The sequence below is a fragment of the Streptomyces violascens genome (assembly GCF_014649955.1).
GTDB classification, from domain to species: Bacteria; Actinomycetota; Actinomycetes; order Streptomycetales; family Streptomycetaceae; genus Streptomyces; species Streptomyces violascens.
The window spans coordinates 453769-474920 of sequence record NZ_BMUA01000001.1 but is presented as its reverse complement, the minus strand read 5'-3'; the positions used below and the strand labels follow the sequence as shown (position 1 = coordinate 474920).

12 protein-coding genes are annotated in these 21152 nt (G+C 69.4%); 4 read left to right on the top strand and 8 right to left on the bottom strand.

Translation table 11 applies throughout. The annotated features are described in order from the left end of the window. The first annotated feature begins 214 nt into the window (after positions 1-214). From IE206_RS02190 to IE206_RS02175, 4 genes are all read left to right on the top strand, one after another. A complete protein-coding gene (locus IE206_RS02190; protein WP_189960041.1) occupies positions 215-1561 on the top strand; it encodes a GlnX family signal transduction membrane protein in 1347 nt (448 codons plus the stop codon). Positions 1562-1989: 428 nt separating this feature from the next. After that, entirely contained in the window at positions 1990-4326 is a 2337-nt protein-coding gene (locus IE206_RS02185; RefSeq protein ID WP_189960039.1) for a molybdopterin cofactor-binding domain-containing protein, read from the top strand. Between the two features lie 8 nt (positions 4327-4334). Beyond that, complete coding sequence (locus tag IE206_RS02180; protein WP_189960037.1) at positions 4335-4811, top strand: (2Fe-2S)-binding protein; 477 nt, start codon at positions 4335-4337, stop codon at positions 4809-4811. A gap of 1050 nt (positions 4812-5861) precedes the next feature. Beyond that, on the top strand, positions 5862-9563 hold the full coding sequence (locus IE206_RS02175; RefSeq protein WP_189960035.1) for an NB-ARC domain-containing protein: 3702 nt from the start codon (positions 5862-5864) through the stop codon (positions 9561-9563). 443 nt (positions 9564-10006) lie between these two features. Here IE206_RS02175 and adh read toward each other — a convergent pair whose 3' ends face one another. From adh to IE206_RS02135, 8 genes are all read right to left on the bottom strand, one after another. Further along, on the bottom strand, positions 10007-11530 hold the full coding sequence (adh, locus tag IE206_RS02170) for an aldehyde dehydrogenase (RefSeq protein ID WP_189960033.1): 1524 nt from the start codon (positions 11528-11530) through the stop codon (positions 10007-10009). A 56-nt stretch (positions 11531-11586) separates the two neighbouring features. Beyond that, on the bottom strand, positions 11587-12852 hold the full coding sequence (locus IE206_RS02165) for a GAF domain-containing protein (RefSeq protein ID WP_226598822.1): 1266 nt from the start codon (positions 12850-12852) through the stop codon (positions 11587-11589). A 114-nt stretch (positions 12853-12966) separates the two neighbouring features. Continuing rightward, positions 12967-13545: an N-acetylmuramoyl-L-alanine amidase gene (locus IE206_RS02160; protein WP_189960023.1), complete on the bottom strand. Its 579-nt coding sequence runs from the start codon at positions 13543-13545 to the stop codon at positions 12967-12969. Positions 13546-13560: 15 nt separating this feature from the next. After that, complete coding sequence (locus tag IE206_RS02155; RefSeq protein ID WP_189960021.1) at positions 13561-14589, bottom strand: acetamidase/formamidase family protein; 1029 nt, start codon at positions 14587-14589, stop codon at positions 13561-13563. Then, positions 14586-16073, bottom strand: coding sequence for an APC family permease (locus IE206_RS02150; RefSeq protein WP_189960019.1), 1488 nt, complete (start codon positions 16071-16073; stop codon positions 14586-14588). The genes IE206_RS02155 and IE206_RS02150 overlap by 4 nt, the downstream gene beginning before the upstream one ends. A 291-nt stretch (positions 16074-16364) precedes the next feature. Further along, positions 16365-16652: a hypothetical protein gene (locus tag IE206_RS02145; RefSeq protein ID WP_189960018.1), complete on the bottom strand. Its 288-nt coding sequence runs from the start codon at positions 16650-16652 to the stop codon at positions 16365-16367. Positions 16653-16885: 233 nt separating this feature from the next. Next, positions 16886-18154: an SWF or SNF family helicase gene (locus IE206_RS02140; RefSeq protein ID WP_189960016.1), complete on the bottom strand. Its 1269-nt coding sequence runs from the start codon at positions 18152-18154 to the stop codon at positions 16886-16888. After that, positions 18151-21018 (bottom strand): SCO1167/SCO6262 family helicase, encoded by a 2868-nt coding sequence (locus tag IE206_RS02135; protein WP_189960014.1) that lies wholly within the window; start codon positions 21016-21018, stop codon positions 18151-18153. The genes IE206_RS02140 and IE206_RS02135 overlap by 4 nt, the downstream gene beginning before the upstream one ends. Positions 21019-21152 lie beyond the last annotated feature (134 nt).

The following is a 21152-nucleotide window of genomic DNA, read 5'->3' as shown; positions in this document are numbered from 1 at the left end:
TCAGGGAGCGGGGGGCCCGGTTGCTGCCGAAACACCCCCCGCGCCACCCGTTCGTCACGGGGGGATCCCGTCGCCGCGGTCCGGAGGGGGTCCGCGTGAAGGACAGCCGGGCCGACGGCCTCCCACAGCCGTCGCCCGGCTCGTCCCGCTTCTCCGGTACGTCGTCGAGCGCTACTGGGACACCACCCCCGGGCGACTGCGGCTGGCCCGCACCGTGTGCCTGCTGCTCGGGGCCGGACTGATCGCCCTGCTGACCGTCACCGCCACCGGGCTCTCCGGCACCTGGGACGCCATCCAGCACCGTGACGCGCCCCGCACCATCGCGGCCACCCAGCTGAACCTGGCGCTCAACGACATGGACGCCCAGACCGCCAACATCCTGCTCTCCAGCGGGGATTCGGGTACCGGCAAGGGCCGTCTCGACGAGTCGTACACCAACGCCACGCGCCTCTACCAAGAGGCCCAGGAGGCCATCAGCGGCTCGCTGCGCACCCTGGGCGCCGCCGCCGAAGGCGACAGAGGAACCGAGAGCACCGTCGTCGCGCTCACCGACGACTTCGCGCGGTACCAGGAACTGGTCGGGCGGGCCCTGGAGAACGACGAGCACCCCGGCGGCAAGGACCCGGCCCGCGCCGACTACCGCCGCGCCACCGACCTCCTCGCCGGGAGACTCCTGCCACAGGCCCGGCAACTGGTCGACGCCAACGATGCTGTCTACGAGCGCGAGTACGACGCGGCGCGCTCCGACCTGACCGCGCAGCTGACCGCCGAAGCGGTCCTCGGGGTGCTGCTGCTCGCCGTGCTGGTCGCTCTCCAGGTGCACCTCGCCCGCCGCTTCGGCCGGACCCTCAACCCGTGGCTGCTGGCGGCCAGTTCGTGCGTGCTGGTGGCTCTACTGTGCGGCGGGCAGCTGCTCACCGGCTCCGCCGACCAGCTGAAGATCGCCCGCCACGACTCCTTCGACTCGGTGGTCGCCCTGTCGCGGTCCAAGGCGATCGGCTACGACGCCAACGCCGACGAGAGCCGATACCTCCTCGACGCGACGCGCAGGACGGCGTACGAGAGTTCCTTCCTCGACAAGTCCCAGCAGCTGTACGGACTGAAGGACGCGACGCTCGCGACATACGACGAGAAGCTGGCCGCCACCTGGGCGGCCTACCAACGCGACCACACCGACGAACAGTTCACCGGCGAGTACCGGCGCGAGGTCGACAACATCACCTTCCCCGGCGAGCGCGAGGCCGCCGAGAAGACGGTGGACGCGTACGTGGTCTACGAGAAGGACGACCGCGCCTTCCGCCAGCTGATCGCCGACGGCAAGCTGCAAGAGGCCACGGTGTTCTGCATCGGCTGGGCCTCCGACACCTCCAACGCCCACTTCGGACAGTGGATGAAAGCCCTGGATCAGGTGACCGCCATCAACTCCGCCCAGCACGAGCAGGCTGTCGCCGGCGGCCGGGATGCCCTCAGTGTCCAGGCACCCATCTCAGGGACGGCCCTGCTGCTCGCGGGCGGGCTCGTCGTGTTCGGCCTGCGACCGAGGCTGGCCGAGTTCCGGTGACGGCTGCCCCGGCCTGGCGGGTGGCACGCCATTGTGGAGCAGCCAGGACGACACGTTGACGAGCTGCCGGATCTCGACGGACTGGAGGGGATGAACGCGCTGCGCCGCTGGTCGCGGGCGCCGGTCCTGGTGGTCTCCGCGAGCGGCTTCACAATCGACCTGCGTGCCAAGAAGGCCAGCCGCGCCGGAGCGGATCTGCGGCCCTCACCCCCACCGAGTGGCACCTCGGGGCGGCACAACGTAGGGACCGACCCCGGGGCGGCGACCCGTCCGTGGTCGCCGCCGGGGATCCGGACCGGCCATGTCCGGCTGAGCCGTGTCCGGCTCATCCACGTTCTACTGACGTCCTGTTTCCTGTCTGGTGTTACTGGTGAGAAATATGTGACGCTGACCCGGCGCGGAAGCGCAGTTGGACGAAAGGACAGTTGATGGCAGCGTCGGGTCGACCGGAGCGTGCGGACGAGGTCACCGTCCATGAAATGGGGCGGCGGCGGTTTCTGGGATATGTGCTCGCGGCCTCGACGCTGACGGTGGCCGCGCAGATCGGTGAGTCCGCCCTCGCCCCCGCACGGGCACAGGCGGCGGTTCCGTCGCTCCCCGGACCGTCCGAGATCTACGACCTCAACGACATGCTCACGGACGCCGCGCTGCCGACCGCAAACCTGATCACGATCCAGGTCGAGGCGGACGGCACCGCCTCCTTCGTCCTGCCGCGCGCGGAGGTGGGCCAGGGCATCACCACCTCCTCCGCGATGCTGATCGCGGAGGAACTGGACCTGCCGCTGGACAAGGTGAAGGTCTCGCTGGCGGACGCACGGCCGGAACTCCTGTTCAACCAGATGACCGGCGCGTCGAACACCACGATCTCCACCTTCACCCCGATCCGGGTGGCCGCGGCGACCGCCCGGGCCAGGCTCCTGGAGGCCGCAGCCGTGCAGTTCGGCGAGGCCGCCTCGACGCTCACCACGCGTGCGGGCGTGGTCACTTCACCGCGTGGGAAAGCCGCGACCTACGGCGAGCTGGCGGCGAAGGCCGCGAGCCGGACCACGCTCCAGGTGGCGGTCGCGCTCAAGAAGCCCGCGCAGTTCGGTGTCATCGGCACCCCGCGCGGCCGGATCGACGCGCTCGCCGCCGTCACTGGCCGCAAACAGTTCGCGATGGACGTGCAGGTCGAGGACGCGCTGCCGACGATGGTGTGCCGCCCGCCGACGATCAACGGAACGGTACGGTCGGTCGACAACCGGGCCGACGTCCTCGCGATGCCCGGCATCACCCATGTCGTCACCGTCCCCACCGGCGTCGCCGTGCGCGGGCGGACCTTCGGCCAGTGCATCGACGCCGTGCGGGCACTGCGCGTCTCCTGGGGCCCCGGCACCGCGGACGGCGCGTCCGACGCCACCGTCCTCAAGGAGCTGCGCAGCGCCGAACTCCCGCTGGTGATACCGGCGTTGGACCCTCTGGTCAAGTCGGTGGACGCGCGCTTCACCTTCCACTTCGCCAGCAACAGCGCCCTGGAGCCCAACTGCGCGATCGCGGACGTCAGGAGCGACCGCGCCGAGATCTGGGGGTCCCTGAAGACCCCGATCGTCGCCCAGGAGCGGATCGCGCTCAAGCTCGGTCTGCCGCTCTCCGCAGTGAAGGTCCATGTCACCGAGGGCGGCGGCTCGTTCGGCCGCAAGCTCTTCTTCGACGCGGCGATCGAGGCGGCCCAGGTATCGCAGGCGATGGGCAAGCCGGTCAAGCTGATGTGGCACCGCACGGACGACTTCCGCCAGGGCCGCACCCACCCGATGTCCATCTCCCGGGTCCGGGCCACGTACGCGCTGGGCGAAGTGCTCTCGTACGAGCAGCGGCACACCTCCGTGGCCACCGACTTCGGGCACGGGCTCGGCGAGATCATCACCTCGATGGCGGCGAAACTGCCGGTGGGCGATCTCGCCTTCTCCGAGACGATCTTCGAGCTCACCCAGCAGAGCCCGTACCACTTCGGCGCGACCACCCAGCTGCTCAGCGAGGTGGACAAGGGCTTCAACACCGGCAGCATGCGCAACATCTACTCGCCCAATGTGCGGTGCGCCCAGGAGCTCGTCGTCGACCAGCTAGCGGCGAAGATGGGCAAGGACGCGTACCGGTTCCGCCGCCAGTTCCTCAAGGAGGACCGGGCGCAGGCCGTGCTCGACAAGGTCGCGCAAGTCGGCGAGTGGGGCCGCCAGATGCCGGCGGGCACCGCGCAGGGGATCGCCGTGCACCCCGAGTACCACGGGTTCGTCGCGGTCCTCGCCGAGATCGACTGCCGCCCTCAGACGACGGGCAGGCAGATCCCCGACGCGTACACCGGCCCGCGGGTCACCCGGGTCGTGTGCGCGGTCGACGTGGGCCTGGCCGTCAACCCGCGCGGTCTGGAGGCCCAGATGATGGGCGGGATCATGGACGGCATCGCCGTCACCCTCAGCTCCGGCCTCCACCTCCAGGACGGCCACTTCCTCGAAGGCAGCTGGGACAACTACTTCTACACCCGTCAGTGGAACACCCCGCCCGAGCTGGACATCATCGTGATGCCGGCGACCGGCGAAAAGCCGGGCGGCGCGGGCGAGTTGGCCGTCGCGGGCGCGATGGCGGCGGTCGCCTGCGCCTACGGCCGGGCCACCGGCACCATGCCGACCACCTTCCCCATCAACCACGACGGCCCGCTCGGCTTCGAACCGCTGCCGACCGTCCCCCCGATCCCCGCATCCCCCACCGACGGCCTCGGCCGCGCCTACTAGGAGCATCCGTGCCTCTGCATACCTTCATCCTCAACGGAAAGCCGGTCTCGGTGGACGTCGAGGACGACGTACGGCTGCTCTGGGTGCTGCGCGACGTCCTGGGCGTGACCGGACCGAAGTACGGCTGCGGCCTCGGCGTCTGCCAGGCCTGCACCAGCCACATCAACGGCAAGGCGTTCAACCCCTGTTCCGTGCCGGTCAAGGACATCCACCCGACGGACGAGGTCACCACCATCGAGGGCCTGCCCGCCACAGTCGGCAAGGACCTGCACCCGATGCAGGAGGCCTGGCTGGAGTACGACGTGGCCCAGTGCGGCTACTGCCAGCCCGGCCAGATCATGGCTGCCGTGGCCAAGGTCCGCCAGGCCCGCGCCGCCGGTCACGAGATCGGCGAGGCGGACTTCGACGAAATCCGCAACATCTGCCGCTGCGGCACCTACCACCGCATCCGCGAGGCGATCAAGGCGGGAGCGAAGAACTTCTAGCGGAGACGCCACGCGGTGCCGCGCCCCTGCGAAGTCCCGCGCGGTGCCGCACCCCTTCTTGGAAATCCCGTTCCCCGCGCCCGGATTTGGCAGGTTCAGGGGCGCGGGGAACTGCGCGACCAGCGATGCATGGTCGCAGTCGAAATGTCGAGCACGGTCAGCCATGCCGGCGAGCACAGCACCCGCACGACATGTGCGAGAGAGGCTCTGACACTTGGCGATGAGTTACAACGTCCGCTTCTGGGGCATACGCGAGCGCCTCGACCGGCGTAAGCCTCGGTACGACCTTGCCCACGAGTACCGCGACCAAAGATGGGACCGTACGCCGGGCAACACCCGCCGCACCCCGGCCGACGCCTTCGCCACCATCACGCCTGCCCTGGTGCGCCCCGGACGCAACATACCCGGAGCCGCGGGTTCTGCGGCGCGCGTTGTACTCGTGGGCAGTCAACAAGAACGCATGGGCACAGGAGCCGACCGAGGAGCGGCGCAGCACCCTCGACTGGTTGAAGCGAACTCCCTGCCCGTCAGCACACTGGCTGCGGGAGGAACTGGGAGTTACAGCATGTTTCGGGCTTCGCTCTGAGTGGGCCGAGCGGAAGGCGCCTGACCGGCAAAAGACCAGGTCAGGCGCCTTTTTGTGCCCCTAGAAGAAGCCCAGCTTCTTCGGTGAGTACGACACCAGCAAGTTCTTCGTCTGCTGGTGGTACAGCAAGTACACCCGTGCTGACCTGGGGAAACGGTGCACTATGAGGCTTTCGTGCGGGGCTAGTCCGGAAATGGTCCGGATCTCGGCCCCAGGAACTCGTGGGGCGAAGAGGATGGAGGCTGTGAGGGTCTGGAAATGATCGAGAGCGCGCTGGTCTCGTGGGTGATGCGGTACGTTCCATGCCTCCGGGCTGGTGGGAGCTGTCACAGTAGATGGCGCCCTGTGTGGAGTTGAGCTTCTCCAGGCTGGAAGCCATCGCACATATGGCCGGACTGTCCATGGCTGTCACACCTCGCCCCTACGCTGAATCCCACAAATAGGTCTCGACACCGGGGGGTTGTATGGCGATCGACGGTGGTCGCGTTGCTGCTCGTGGGTTCCAGTATCAGTACCTGCGCACGGTGGAAGCTTTGTTGGTCGGCATGCAGCAGAGTGAGGTGACTGCTTGTCGTGTCGAGGGGCCGGGGAATGCGGTGTCGGTCCACCATGTGGATTCGGTCGATTTTGATTTGGTCGACGCCTCTGGTCGCTCGCTGCTTGCGGTGCAGGTTAAGAGTGCTGGTGCGGGACGGACCGTAAGGGCGCGCGAGGCGGTGTCGGTGCTGGTTCACCTGGTCACCGGCTTCGAAGCCGACCAATACCGTTTGATCACGTCCGCTGTGCCGGACGAAGGCTGTCTGCGTCTGGGTGAGCTGCTGAAGCGCCACGGGGGGGACGTTTCAGGTCTCAAGGTGGGGCTTGAGGAGCTCCTGGTACGGGCTCCTGCCGCCTGGGGCCTCTGTCAGGCGTTGTCCGAGGAGCACTGGGACCGCTTGGGGCGTGCGGGCATTGAGTTCGATGGCCGCAGTGATGAGCAGTTGCGTGAAGACCTCCAGGGTGCGTTGCGTTTGGAGCGGGAGCGCGCTGGGCGGGGCCTGTCCGGTGGGGCCGGTGGGCTTGTACTGGGCTGTTTGGTTGCAGAGGTGATGCGTCGGGCAGCTGATCCCGGTCTGGCTCAGTGGGATGTGAGCGATTTTCGCGGGTCGGTGCTGGTCAGTGATGAGGAACTGCGTTCGGCTTTGGGCCGGCAGGATCTGGGCATCGTGTTTGGGCAGGTGCCTCCGGTTCCGGAGGTGGACCGGTCCCACCTCGTCGAGAAGGTGGGCGAGGTACTGCTGGGTGGACAGGATTCAGCGCAGGGTGTGCTGACGTGTGTCATCACGGGTTTGTCGGGCTTGGGGAAATCCAGTCTTGCTGCCGCGTACATCGCGGCTGAGGCCTTCCTCTATGACGCTGTGTTCTGGGTTGATGCTGAGACCGAAGAGTCCTTGGTGGCGTCGTTCGTCAGGGTGCTGGCACACCTAACGGGTAGGGCGGAGCAGACGGAGGTGCGCGACCCCAGGCTGTTACGTGAGCAGGTTCACGCGGAGCTGCAGTCGCTGCCTGGGCGTTGGCTCATGGTTCTTGACGACGCGAGCCAGTCTGTTGTCGGCGCCTGGATTCCCCGTCAGGGACGTGGCCGGGTCATCGTGACGGCGCTGGGTGGTCATTGGCCGAGGGTGGGCGGGCGCATTGATCTAGATCCGATGAGTCGCGAGGAAGCACTGGAGCTCCTGCAGTTGCGGCTGTCGGTTGGTGCACAGGAGGCCGCCGAGCACGCATCGGCGCTGTCCCGGCTGGCGGACGTATTGGAGTACTGGCCGTTGGCCATCGAGGTGGCGTGTGGCTATCTGGTCAGCTGCGGTGTGGGCCTGGACCGGATTGCGGCCTACTCGGAGACCTTGGTTCACCGGGCGGCCGATGATGAGCAGTCGGTGCCTGCCGGGTACCCGCGGACTCTGGCCGCTGCGGTCGCGCTGACAGTGGATCGCCTAGCGATCAGTGCGCAAGGCCGCGGTCTGCTGCAGCCAACCCTGGTGACGGTAGCGGCGCTGTGCTGGCTCGCACCGCGTCGGGTGCCAGTGCATCTGGCTGCGGCATGCGCATTCTACGATCCCGAGAACATGCCGCCTTCTCCGAGGTGGCTGGTCTTCGATGAGGTGCATGTACCGGTACGGGAGGTCATGCGCGAGTTGCTCAACGTCTCCCTTGTGCGCTGGGACGAGCCGTTACCGGGCCGGGGCGAGTCGTTCCCCGGCAGTGATGACACTGTGTCGATGAACTCGGTACTGCAGCAGATCATCGGCCGGTACCTGGAGATGGACGAGGAAGAGGGCACGGCCGCTTTGTCGGCTCTTGCCTTTCACACGGACCGCTGGCTGCGTGGGGCCCTCCTTACCGGCCAGGCCGAGCGGACCTGGGAGCTGGCCCAGCACGCCACTGCGCTCGTGGGGCACATCCGCTCGGCAGGGACAGCAGACACATTCACGGCTCTGCTCATGGGCAACCTCGCCGCTTTCCATCACGCCCATGGCCAGTACGAGTCCGCGCAGCGGCTGCTCGAGCAAGAGCTGGAATGGCTGGTGCAGGCGGGCGACCCGGACGAGGGAATGGCCGCCCAGGCGCGTACGTCGCTCGCCCATCTCGTTCATATCCGCAAGCAGGACGGCGCCGCCGCCTGCATTGCCGACTATCTGGGCCCTGTGCTGGGCTATCTGCGCAGGCTTGATGGCCACCTGCACGACAACGTCTCCGACCTGCCAGGTAAGGCATCCTTGATCTTGCAGATGCAACTAAGTAGAGAATCCGACCCTAGGCTGGAGGATCTGCTGAAGGGGTATCGCGACCTTGCCGACAGTCTGCCCTCAGCCGAGAGGGAGCAGACGGTGCAGGACCTCCTGACTATCCAGGACTTGATTGGGCAGGGAGAGGCCGAGCGTGCCGAACACGCCGTTACCAAGGCCCTGGTCGGATGTGCTGACCCTTGGTCTTCGAGCACTGCCGACCTGAGGCGTCTGTTGGTTGAGGCGTTGGCTCTGCAGGACAAATGGGCCGAGGCCGATGCCGCCTTCACCGACTTCGTGCCCTATGCCGGCCCCCACACCCTCCACGGGTTTGCCGTTCATCACTTGGTGCACAACGTCGGCTGTCAGTCCGCCTGGAAATGGGTGCTGACCGGGGAGCAGCGTGCGGTGCAGTTGCTCGGGCGCCTGCTGCAAGAGACCTGCATCGCCGACAATCCGGCGTACGAGACAGGTACTGACGAAGCACGGTTCATCTTGTTGCAGGCGGTCCACGAAGGCTGGCGCGCCATACACGAGGGCGCCGACGACGCGGATCCTCTTGTGCTGCTTGCCCGCCTCAGGGATAAAACGTTCACCGATCCGCACGATCCCGGGAGTGTGTGGGAAAGGATCTACCGGGGATTGATTCCGCGGCTATCAGCCGTTGCGGGTGAGACCGCACACCGCCTCCAGCAAGAGGCTGGCGAATCCGTGCTTGCCGAGTTTTCGCCGATGCTGCAGGCGAATGGGGACCTGCGTGCCGTGTACGAGGAGGCCAGCTGCCATTCGGTGTTGTCGCTGTCCACGGACCCGGTCTACGGGTTTCTCGCTGGCCGCTCCAGCCTTGACATTCTGCTGCCTGAAATCAAGAAGCTGATGCCGGCGTCGAGAGCTTTGGCTATCCTAGAGCCTGATCAGATGCTCGGCGCCACCTTGCTCGAGAACGGTGAGACAGTCGAGCTGCAGATCCACCGGGCCTGCGGCAATGGTCTGCGTCGTCTGGTTGGGCCACAGCCGACCATCCCCTCACCGCGGCACCTCACGCTCACCATCGCGGGCCGAAGGCTGACTCTCGAGCACGACGACGGCACCGTGATTGCCCGCGCCGATGCCATAGCATCAGGCCGGTGGCGGCAGGCAGCACGCGATCGTGGCAGCGTGCTCGTGCTGTACGGCTACGGTCTAACCCTCAGCGACCCGGCCGCGCATCGGCAACTCATGACAAACCCTGCAGAAGTACACCGCCGGTTTGCCGAGGCGAGCGGCAACGGCCTGCTTGCGGCTGCCCTCGTCTCCGTGCGCATACAGCCCGATTCGACCAGGACGGAACCAGCCGCTACGGCAGGCCGCCAACAGCCTTCGCCTACTACCCGCGCTCGGCGGAAAGGGCGACGCAGGTAGGTTCCTGGCGCTTTGCTGGCAAGCAGATGAAAGCGGCGACAGCGGTGGCTGGCCAGCTCGGTAGCCAGGATGGCTCTGTTCACGAGAACGCTCCCGTGAACAGAGCCCCTGGGAGCCTTGACTCCTGAGCTCGCCGTGATGGTCGGCTGCTGATCCCTTGTCATGACAGTGTCCACAGCCGCTTAGGGCGTCCGCCTCGGACCAGAGGCCTCCGCACAGAACCTCCGCCGAACCGAGGCCTTGACTTTGGAGAGCGGTGGGCTGCAGCCCAGGATCTTGTCTTGCCCATCCCTGTAAGGACATGCCGGTGGACCGCGACTGGTCCGGACAGGCCTCCGCAAAGCAAACGGAGAACGCCCAGGGTTTTGATCTGATTACCTGGAGTAACTTCGATGGCTTCTCCGAGAGACTTAACGCCAGCTCCCGGCAATGGACTTCACGCCTCAGAAGAACCCAAGCTTCTTGGGCGAGTAGTTACAAAGAATATTCTTCGTCTGCTGGTAGTGCTCCAGCATCATCTTGTGGGTCTCCCGGCCGATCCCCGACTGCTTGTAGCCGCCGAAGGCGGCGTGTGCCGGGTAGGCGTGGTAGCAGTTGGTCCAGACTCGGCCGGCCTGGATCGCTCGGCCGGCGCGGTACGCCGTGTTGGTGTCGCGGGTCCATACGCCCGCGCCCAGGCCGTACAGGGTGTCGTTCGCCGTGCGGATCGCGTCGTCGAAGTCGGTGAACGAGGTCACCGCCACCACGGGGCCGAAGATCTCCTCCTGGAAGATCCGCATGCGGTTGTCGCCCTCGAAGATGGTCGGTTGGACGTAGTAGCCTCCCGCCAACTCACCCTCGTAGCTGATCTGCTGACCACCAGTCAGGATCTTCGCACCCTCCTGCTGGCCTATGTCCAGGTACGAGAGGATCTTCTGCAGCTGGTCGTTGGAGGCCTGGGCGCCGATCATCGTGTCGGTGTCCAGGGGGTGGCCCGGGACGATCTGTTCCGTGCGGGCTATCGCCGCCTCCAGGAACTCGCTGTAGTGGCCGCGCTGGATCAGGGCGCGGGAGGGGCAGGTGCAGACCTCGCCCTGGTTGAGGGCGAACATCGTGAAGCCTTCGAGGGCCTTGTCGCGGAAGTCGTCGTCCTGGGCCCACACGTCGTCGAAGAAGATGTTGGGGGACTTGCCGCCCAGTTCGAGAGTGACGGGCTTGATGTTCTCCGAGGCGTACTGCATGATCAGCCGCCCCGTCGTGGTCTCGCCCGTGAACGCGATCTTCGCCACGCGCGGGCTCGACGCCAGCGGCTTGCCCGCCTCCACGCCGAAGCCGTTGACGATGTTCACCACGCCCGGCGGGAGGAGATCCGCGACCAGGCTCATCCAGTAGTGGATCGAGGCCGGAGTCTGTTCGGCGGGCTTCAGGACCACCGCGTTTCCCGCCGCCAGCGCCGGGGCCAGTTTCCACACCGCCATCAGGATCGGGAAGTTCCACGGGATGATCTGGCCTACCACTCCGAGCGGCTCGTGGAAGTGGTACGCCACCGTGTCGTCGTCGAGCTCGCTGAGCGAACCCTCCTGGGCGCGCAACGCACCCGCGAAGTAGCGGAAGTGGTCGATGGCCAGCGGGATGTCGGCGGCGAGCGTCTCGCGGACGGGCTTGCCGTTCTCCCAGCTCTCGGCGACGGCCAGGTCCTCCAGGTGTGCCTCCATCCGGTCCGCGATCTTGAGCAGGACGTTCGCGCGGGCCTCCGGCGAGGTGCGTCCCCAGGCGGGCGCGGCCGCATGCGCCGCGTCCAGCGCCAGCTCGACGTCCTCTGCCGTGCCGCGTGCGATCTCCGTGAAGGGGCGGCCGTTGACGGGGCTCGGGTTCTCGAAGTACTGGCCGAGCCGGGGCGGCACGTATTCGCCGCCGATCCAGTTGTCGTAGCGGGACTGGAACGAGACGAGCGCGCCCTCGGTGCCGGGCGCTGCGTAACGGGTCATCTCCGTGGCCTCCCTCTGCCGCGCCGCCCGCCCTTGGACGGCGCACGCCGCGCAGACTAGGCACCCGGACGTTGCAACCCCGTTGCGATGTCCAGTTCCCCCTTCAATTCCCTCAACTTCGACTGCGCTGCTGCCTGTTGCACTCGCGGAAGTGTCGTCGCCAGGGCCTGCCACACCGGCAGGTCGTCCTCGGCCCACGGGCTGTACGCCCAGTCGGCGAGCAACCCCGGGTCGGCGCGGGCTATCAGTGCCGAGCGCAGCTGGTCGGCCAGGCGTCTGCGGAGGCGAGCCACCGCGGGGGCCTGCGAGGCGGGGAGGAGCGGGCCGGCGTACACCGTCATCGCCGCGGCCACCGCGCCCGAGCCGAGCCGTCGGGCCACCGTGTCGAAGTCCGCGTCCACGGGCGCGGTCAGCCGGTAGGGGCGGGAGGCGAGGAGGTCGGGACCCAACAGCTTCCGCAGTCGGGACAGTTCGGCCCTTAGCGTCACGGGACTGACCGTCTCGTTCTCGTACAGGGACACCAGCAGTTCGTCGCCGCTCAGGCCCTCGGGGTGGCGGGCGAGCAGTACCAGGATCTCGCTGTGACGGTGGCTCAGGCGCAGCTTGCGGCCGTCCGCGACGAGCAGCGCCTCGTCCCTGCCGAGAGCGCTGAGGGAGATCGCCTCACGCGGCAACGGCCGGGCCAGCAGGGCCAGTTCGGACTCCGCCGCTCGCGCTACGGCCTGGACGAAGCCAAGGCTGTGCGGGTGGGCGAGGCCGTCGCCGCCGGTCAGGTCGACGGCGCCGAGCAGTCGTCCCGTACGCGGATCGTGCACGGGGGCGGCCGCGCAGGTCCACCGCTGGACCGGGCGGCGGAAGTGCTCGGCCGAGAACACCTGGACCGGGCGGTCCTCCGCCAGGGCGGTGCCCGGCGCGTTGGTGCCCACGGCCGACTCGGCCCAGCGGGCGCCGGGTACGAAGTTCATCCCTGCGGCCGCGCCGCGCGTTCGCGCGTCGCCCTCGACCCACAGCAGCCGTCCCTGTGCGTCGCACACGGCCACCAGATGCTCGCCGTCACCGGCGTAGGCCCCGGTCAGCTCCCGGATCACCGGCATGACACGGGCGAGCGGATGGCCGTCGCGGTATCCGGTGAGCTCCTCCTCGCCGAGCTCCACGCAGGCCGCGCCGTCCGGACTGACCCGGGCCCGCGCGGACCGCTGCCAGGACGCCGCCACCAAAGGGCGCACCGGGCGTACCACTCGCCCGTCCGTCGTGAACTCCTCGTGCGCGCACCTGAGTTGACGACTTCGCTCGGCCGGGTCGGCCCCTGCCTCCAGAGCCACCCAGGACTCGTCCCGCCTGACCGTCAACTCGGCCTCCCCGTACGCCGTAGGGCCGCCACCATCGTGGTCCCGAAGGCGCGGCCCGGCAAGGAGCCCCGGGGAATCGGCCATCACTCAGGCGAAGTTGACCAGTCTGATGTAACGCACCCAGTCCCACTCCGGCCCGGGGTCGGTGTGGTCGGTGCCGGGGATCTGGTAGTGGCCGAGGATGTGCTCGCGGTCCTTCGGAATGCCGTACCGGTTGCAGATGGATGCGGTGAGCGCCGCCGACTTCTCGTACAGCGCGTTCGTGAAGTAGGCCGGTTGGTCGATCCAGCCCTCGTGCTCGATGCCGATGCTGCGGGTGTTGTAGTCCCAGTTCCCGGCGTGCCAGGCGATGTCGTGCTCCCGGACCATCTGCGCGATGTATCCGTCGGCGGAGCGCATCACATAGTGCGCCGAGACCTTCTTTGCCGGGTTCTGGAAGATGTTGACGGTGTTCGACCACGTCTCCTGGGTGACATGGATGATGACGCGGTCGATCGGGTACGCCGAAGGTCTGGTGGACGCGCTGTAGTTGGAGGCCGACGCCGGCATCCAGTGCGCGCCGCCCGGATAGTCGGTGGTGCCGGCGGCGGCCGCCTCCGTCGCCGGGAAGAGGAAGCCGGCGGTGGCCGAGGCGGCCGCGCCCTGGAGGAGTCTTCTTCGGTTCATGGACGTACTCCTCGACTAGGCGGGAAAGGAAGGGAGGCGGGCCGCCTGCTCCCGCAGGTGGCGGTGCAGGTCCCGGTGCGGCTCGCCCTGCCGGGGCAGCCACTCCTTGCGGATCTTGGCGACACAGGTGTAGTTGGTGTCGCAGACGTTGGCAAGCGGAGCCTCACCCGCCTGGCTCACCAGCTGGTACGCGTCCAGCGCGGAAAGGCCGTAGTCGCGCTCCAGCCAGCGCACCAGGTCCACCTGGGAGATGCGGAAGGCGTCTTCGAGGGGCCGCGCCGAGCCCGTCGACATGATGTGGGTGTCGGACTCGATGCGCGGCCAGGGTGTGTCGACGCCCTTGAGGAGCTCGACCACCACCACCGTGTTCATGGCGCACTCGACGGCGACCCCACAGGTCTCGCCCTCGCCCTGGCGGGCGTGGCCGTCGCCGAGGCTGAACAGCGCCCCCTCCACATTGACCCCGAGATAGCAGGTCACACCCGCCCGCATCTCCGGGGTGTCCATGTTCCCGCCGTGCGCGTCCGGGACCAGTGCGGAACGCACCTCCAGGTTGGCCGGGGCCACGCCGACCGTGCCGTGCATCGGATCCATCGGCAGCTCGATCTCGATGTCGCTCTCGCGCGCCCGGAACAGACACGTCCCGCGCGCCCGGTCGAGCTCCCACATCCACACCACCTCGGGCAGCGGCGGCTGGAGCGTGGCCGTCGCATGGGTGGATGTGAGCGCGCCGAACAGCGGCACGGTCGTGGACGCCGCCCAGTCGCGCGCGGGCCGGATCGACACGAAGTGCACGGCGAGGGTGTCACCCGGTTCGGCGCCCTCGACGTAGAACGGCCCGGTCTGCGGATTGAGGAACGGGAACGCACAGACGCGGGACACCAGATCGCGCTCGGAGCGCACCCGCCCGGCGAAGCAGTCCTCGGTGTACAGGTCGAGGGCCGTCCCGGGGGTGATCCGCGCTACCGGGGCCGCACCTCCGAACGTCCAGGCGTACTCGTTCTCCTTGGGCCGCACGGTCAGGATCCGCAGATCGTCGCTCATCCTCGTACCGCTCCTGTCTCCTCGTGGTCCTCATCGGGATCGATGAGGTGAACGCGGCCGGTCTGTGCAAGGCGCTCGGGGTGCCGGCGCGCCACCACCACGAGCACGACGACCCCGATCGCCATCCACACCCCGACGACGGGCCCGGCGTACGACACCGGCGGCGCGAGCTCGGCGACGAAGCCGAAGGCCGGGATGCCCGCCGCGGTGAGCAGGGCCGGGACGAACGCGGCGATGCCGAGTACCGGGAACAGCACATGCCTTACGGGGCTGAACAGTTCTCGGCGCCGCCGCAGAAAGTATCCGGCGCAGGCCAGGTCGGCCACGATGTACACGCCGATGATCACGGTGACGATGACCGTGGCGAGCAGGGCGAACGCCGTCACCGGGTCGTACCGGAGGCCGAGGCCCAGCATCGCGGCGACCGCCACGGCGAACTGCACGGCGACGCCGGTGACGGGGGAGCGGTGGCGGGGGTGGAGGCGGGTGAACGCGCGGGGGAAGAACCCGATCCGGCCGAGTGCGAAGGCCGTACGCGTCGACACGTTGGAGGACGCGTTGGCGTTCGCGATCGTCGAGTTGACCACGGCCAGGAAGAGGACGACCCAGAACAGGCCGAACGAGGCTCGCGCCACGCCCTCCCACGAGGCGTCGCCGGACGCGCCGAACCCGGCGAACCGGTCGGGGCCGAAGTAGACCGTCATCGCGTACGTGGTCACGACGTACACCACCCCGATGGAGAGAGCCGCCCCGAACACCGCCCGGCGCATCGTGCGCTGCGGGTCCCTGGCCTCTTCGGCGAGCGGGGCGGCCGACTCGAACCCGGCGAAGGCCAGCACCGTATAGACGGAACCGGCGAACACTCCGCCGATTCCGCTGTAGCCCTGCGCGGTGTGCGAAGTGCCGAATACGGAAAGGGTGTTGTGCGAACCGGCCGCCACGATGAGCATCACGGCGAAGGCCACGAACACCGCCACCTCGAAGATGCCGAGCGCCGTGCCGAACCGGGCCGAGGCCCGCACTCCGAAGAAGCCCGTGACCGCTATCACGACCGCCCCGGCCAGCGACCACGGCCACCACAGATCCGCCGGATACGACGCCCATTGCTGGTGCAGGGTGCCCGCCGTGGTGAAGCCGAGCTGGAGCAGCGGCAGGGGCGGCACCAGGACCTCGACGAACACATAGCCCCAGCCGACCAGGAACCCCACCGCCGGATGCAGACCCTGCGCGCTGTAGGTGGCGACCGAACCGGCGGCGGGCAGGTACTGGGCGAGCTCCGCCACGCACGACGCCGTGAACAGGCACGCCACGAGCGCCACCAGGACCGCCAGGGGCAGACTGCCGCCCGCGAACGCGGCGCCCGCCGGAATGGACGCGGCGACGGCCGCCGCGGGCGCCATCGCGGTGACGCTCTGGAAGAGGACCTCACGCAGACCGACGGCGTTCCTCGCCAGCCCCGTCCCCGTACTGGATTTCGCCGGCACCGTCCGCTCCCTCTGTCGGTCAACAGGCAAGAGGCTAGCGACAGTTACCGTACGGGCCGGGGCGCGCGGGGTGGAAGAGGGCGGGCGGGGCGGGCGGGACGTCCTCCCCTGTTGCGGCCGTTGGGCCAGGTTGACGCAACTTCCGCAGAAGGGTCGCGGGAGCGCCCCCTTTCCGCCGACTCTGGGGGGTATGGCCACACCGCCCGTACCGCCCAAGCCGCCCGGTCCGCCGTACGGGCAAGGATTCGGACCGCCGCCAGGAGGGGGTTTCGGGCCGCCGGGACCGCCGCCTCAGCCGCCGGGCGGGGGACGGCGCAGAGGCCCTTTCCTCGCCGTGGCGGTCGTGGTGGCCTTCGTGGCGATCGCCGCGATCGCCTTCGCGGTCACGCGGGGCGGCGGCAGCGAGAAGCCGCGTGGCCCTGCCGGGAGCAGCCCCGCGAGCCCGACGCCGACTCCTTCGCTGACCCTGCCGAGCGGGTTCCCGACCGCGCTGCCCACTACGCTTCCGTCCGAACTCCCGTCCCTGTCGACGGAGTTGCCGAGCGGGTTCCCGACCGCGCTGCCCAGTGGATTCCCCACGGAATGGCCCAGCGGGATTCCCTCCGGGGTGGAGGGGTTGGTGTCGGCCGGACGGGCTCTGGGGTGAGCGCGCCACAGCCTCGGAGGCGGGCGCGAATTCCCGCCCTCCGCACGGTGAACCGCGGGGGGCCTGGGCGTCGGGTTGGGCGTGGACGTGGGGGGCGTCGTGTGCCGGTGGATCCCTGGGCCGGCATGCGCTGTGACGCGGCGATCGCGCCCCCCCCGCAACCGGCTCACCCGCCCGCGCCCACCTCCGTCGGCATCGTCTCCAGTGCTGCCGCCGGGTCCCGGTCGGCCGGGCCCGCCGGGGTCCAGCGGCCGCGCTCCTTGCGGTAGGGCCACCACCGGCCGTCGTGGCCGAGCCGCAGTTGGGCGGCCCGGCCGGTCACGGTCCAGCGGTTGCCGCCGGCCGGCCGAAGCGCCGGGCGTTCGCCCTCGGGCCAGGCGCGGTCGAGCCCCGCGACGGCCCGGGCCAGCGCCTCCGCATCCGGAGTCCACTCCTCCTCAAGGGCTTGGAGCGATGCGGCTCCGCCGAGCTGCCAGGCGCGTACGGCTGCCGCCAGATCTGCCGGGCGACGCCCCGAGGCGGCGGCGAGCCGTGCCGGGATCGGGGTTTCGTGACAGGCGGCGGCCAAGCGTACCGTGTCCTGATCCTCCGTCAACTCGGGCTCGAATGGATGGAGTTCATGGCCGGGTGCCAGAGCCTCCGCCAGCATGCGGTGCGCCCGTGCCGCCGCGTCCGCCGCCAGGAACTCCAGTGCCGCCGGGTCGACACCCGGTTCCGGCGCCGTCTCGGTGTCCAGGTGCGGGGGCTCGCCCGGTTCCGGCGGAAGCTGGGGCAGGGCGGGCAGCGGCGGCACGATGTCCCGGGCGGCGAACGCCTCCTCGGCCGGGATGCCCTGCGGTATCGCTGGTTCGTCCGCGACCGGGGCCGCACTGCGCTCCTGCAAGGCGTCGAGCAGAGGCCGTTCCGCGCGGCCGCGCATCAGTAGCAGGACGAACGGATCCTGATCCAGGAGCCGCGCCACCTGATAGCTGAGGGCCGCCGTGTGCGGGCAGTGATCCCACGCTTCGCAGGTACACCTGGGCTCCAAGTCGCCTACTACGGGGAGGAGTTCGACTCCCGCACTCGTGGCGTCCTCCACGAGGTGGGGCGGCATCTCGCGGTCGAGCAGCGCCGCGATGTGCCCCGCGCGCTCCGCCGCCATCGTCAGGAAGCGGTCCCAGTCGTCCTCGTCCAGCTCCTGGAGCAGCACGTCGCTGCGGTGGTGCGAGCCGTCCCGGTCGCGCACCACCGCGGTGATGCGGCCCGGCCGTACCGTCACCGCGCCGACCGCGCCTTCCCTGGCGAGCCGGCGCCCCTGCTTGAGCTGCTGGCCGTCGAGCGCGGTGTCCTCCAGGGCCTTCAGCCAGGCGAGACCCCACCAACTGGCCGCGAAGCCGCGTCCGTGCGCGGGCGGCAGAGGCTCGAAAGTGCGCTCGTTCTCGTACGTGTCGCTCATCGTCCGCTCCCTCGTAGTGCCACCAGATCCGTCAGCTCGGCATCGGAGAGTTCGGTCAGCGCGGACTCGCCCGAACCGAGCACCGCATCCGCCAACTCCCGCTTGCGGTCCAGCATTTCGGCGATCCTGTCCTCGACGGTGCCCTCCGCGATCAGCCGGTGCACCTGGACCGGCTGGGTCTGGCCGATGCGGTACGCCCGGTCGGTGGCCTGCGCCTCGACGGCCGGGTTCCACCAGCGGTCGTAGTGGATGACATGGCCGGCCCGGGTGAGGTTCAGGCCGGTCCCGGCCGCCTTCAACGACAGCAGAAACACCGGGACCTGACCGTCCTGGAAGCGCCGCACCATGTCCTCGCGGCGCTCCACGGGCGTCCCGCCGTGCAGGAACTGCGTGGGCACGCCGCGCGCCGCCAAATGCTCCTCGATGAGCCGGGCCATCTGTACGTACTGGGTGAAGACGAGGACCGAACCGTCCTCGGCGAGGATGGTGTCCAGGAGCTCGTCGAGCAGCTCCAGCTTCCCCGAGCGGCCGGTGATCTTTGGGCCGTCCTCCTTGAGGTACTGGGCGGGGTGGTTGCAGATCTGCTTCAGTGCGGTGAGGAGCTTCATCACCAGGCCGCGCCGCTCCAGGCCGTCCGCGCCCGAGATCTCGGCGAGCGTCTCGCGCACCACCGCCTCGTACAGGCCGGTCTGCTCCTTGGTGAGCGAGACGGCCCGGTCGGTCTCGGTCTTGGGCGGCAGCTCGGGAGCGATCCCCGGGTCGGACTTGCGGCGGCGCAGCAGGAAGGGCCGCACGAGCCGGGAGAGCCGTTCGGCGGCCGCCGGGTCGGAGCCGCTCTCGGCGGCGGACGCGTACTTGGTACGGAAGGCGGCGAGCCGGCCGAGCAGTCCGGGCGTGGTCCAGTCGAGGATCGCCCACAGCTCGGAGAGGTTGTTCTCGACGGGCGTGCCGCTGAGCGCCACCCGGGCCCGCGCCCCGATGGTGCGCAGCTGTTTGGCCGTCGCGGAGTACGGGTTCTTGACGTGCTGGGCCTCGTCGGTGACCACCATGCCCCACTGCGCACGCGCCAGCTTGGCGGCGTCCAGACGCATCGTGCCGTACGTGGTGAGCACGAACTCGCCGTCCGCCAGCGCGTCGAGCGAGCGGGAGGACGCGTGGAAGCGGCGCACGGGCGTGCCCGGCGCGAACTTCTCGATCTCCCGCTGCCAGTTGCCCATGAGGGAGGTGGGGCAGACGACGAGGGTCGGGCCCGCCGTCGCCGGGTCGCTCTGGCGGTGCAGATGCAGGGCGATGAGCGTGATCGTCTTGCCGAGGCCCATGTCGTCGGCGAGACAGCCGCCGAGCCCCAACGACGTCATGTCGGCCAGCCAGTTGAGGCCGCGCAGCTGGTAGTCGCGCAACTGGGCGGTGAGCGCTGGCGGTTGGGCGACGGGCTGTTCGCGGTCCCCCTCGGGGTCGGCGAGCCGGTCGCGCAGGCGGGCCAGCCAGCCGGTCGCCTCGACGTCGACGCGGCGTCCCTCGATCTCGGTCGAGCCGGTCAGGACGGCGGCGAGCGCGTCGACCGGGGTCACCTTGCGGTCCTGGGTGGAGCGGGCGCGCCGCACCTCCTCAGGATCGACGAGTACCCACTGGTCACGCAGCCGCACCACGGGACGGTTCGCCTCCGCGAGCGCGTCAAGCTCCTGCCGGGACAGCTCGGCTCCGCCCAGCGCGAACCGCCAGTCGAACGCGAGCAGCGCGTCGGCGGAGAGTGCTGAGGGCGCACCGGAATGGATCCGCTCGGCTCCCTGCCCCTGCGGGGCCGGCGAGTCCTGCGGGCCGATCACCGCACGCGCGGTCAGCGTGCGGGACAGCTCCTTCGGCCAGTGCACCTGGACGCCGATCGCGGCCAGCGTGCGCGCGGCCGCGCCGAGCAGCTCGGCCGCCTCCTCGTCAGGGAGCTCGACCGCGTCCGGCACGGCGGCCGCGAGCAGCGGGGCCAGCGGGGCCCAGGCGCGGGCCGCCCGGCGCAGGGCGAGCAGCGCGTCCATGCGGGCTCGGGGCCCGAACGCGCCGGCCGTACCGGATCCTGCCCACACCTCGGCGGCGTCCGCGACCAGCGCGGGGTCGCTGACGCTGTGCATCTGGAGCACGGCCCGGAACGCCGGCCCTGCGCTCTCCGGATCGGCCGAGGCGAGCCCGGGAAGCTCCACCCGCAGCGAGATCCGTACGCCCGCGTCGTGTCCGGCGGCCACATCGGCGGCCCACGCCCGCTGCTCGGGCAGCCTCTGCGGCGCCGCGGCTGCGAAGGCCGGCGAGCCGGTGGCCCGCATGGCTGCGGGGGTACGCGGAAGGCCGTCGGCGACCGCGTCGAGGAAGGCGCGCAGCAGCCGTTCGGGCTCCGGAAGCAGTACGGGTCCGGGTGCGTCGAGCGGTACGGCATGTGCCTCGGGAGGCATCGAGGCGGCCAGCTCGCGCACCTTGTCCAGCTCGTCGGCGCCGAGCGGACCGACCCGCCACGCGTCGTGGTCGCTCGCGGTGAGACCGGGCAACAGCAGCCCCCGCGCGGCGAGTTGAAGGGCGAGCAGCGCGGCCGTGCCCCAGAAAGCGGCGGGGCGCGACGCCTGGGCCGAGGCGCGTGCCCGGGTGAGTACGGGCAGCGCGTCGCGGACGGGCAGCAGGAGGGCGCGTACGTCGTGGAGCGTGGCGTCCGTGCCGACGACGGTGAGGTTCTCGACGGTGCCGGGCGCGGCTGGGGGCTCTTCGGCCTCGGGGGACCAGAAGGCGATCAGGCTCGTCCGGGAAGGGTCGGCGGGCAGGAAGGTCACGGAACAGCGGGCGAGTTCGGCGAGCTGGGGCGGTGTGGGAGCGGGGAGCCTCTGCACAGCGATAACGCATTCCTCAAATTTGACTACGTTGTCGGAGCGGCCGAGGGTACAGGAAAGAACGACCGGGCGGAGGTCTTGCGGGGTGGCTCGCGTCACATGGGGTCCGGGTGGGTGTTGCCAGCACCACCCAG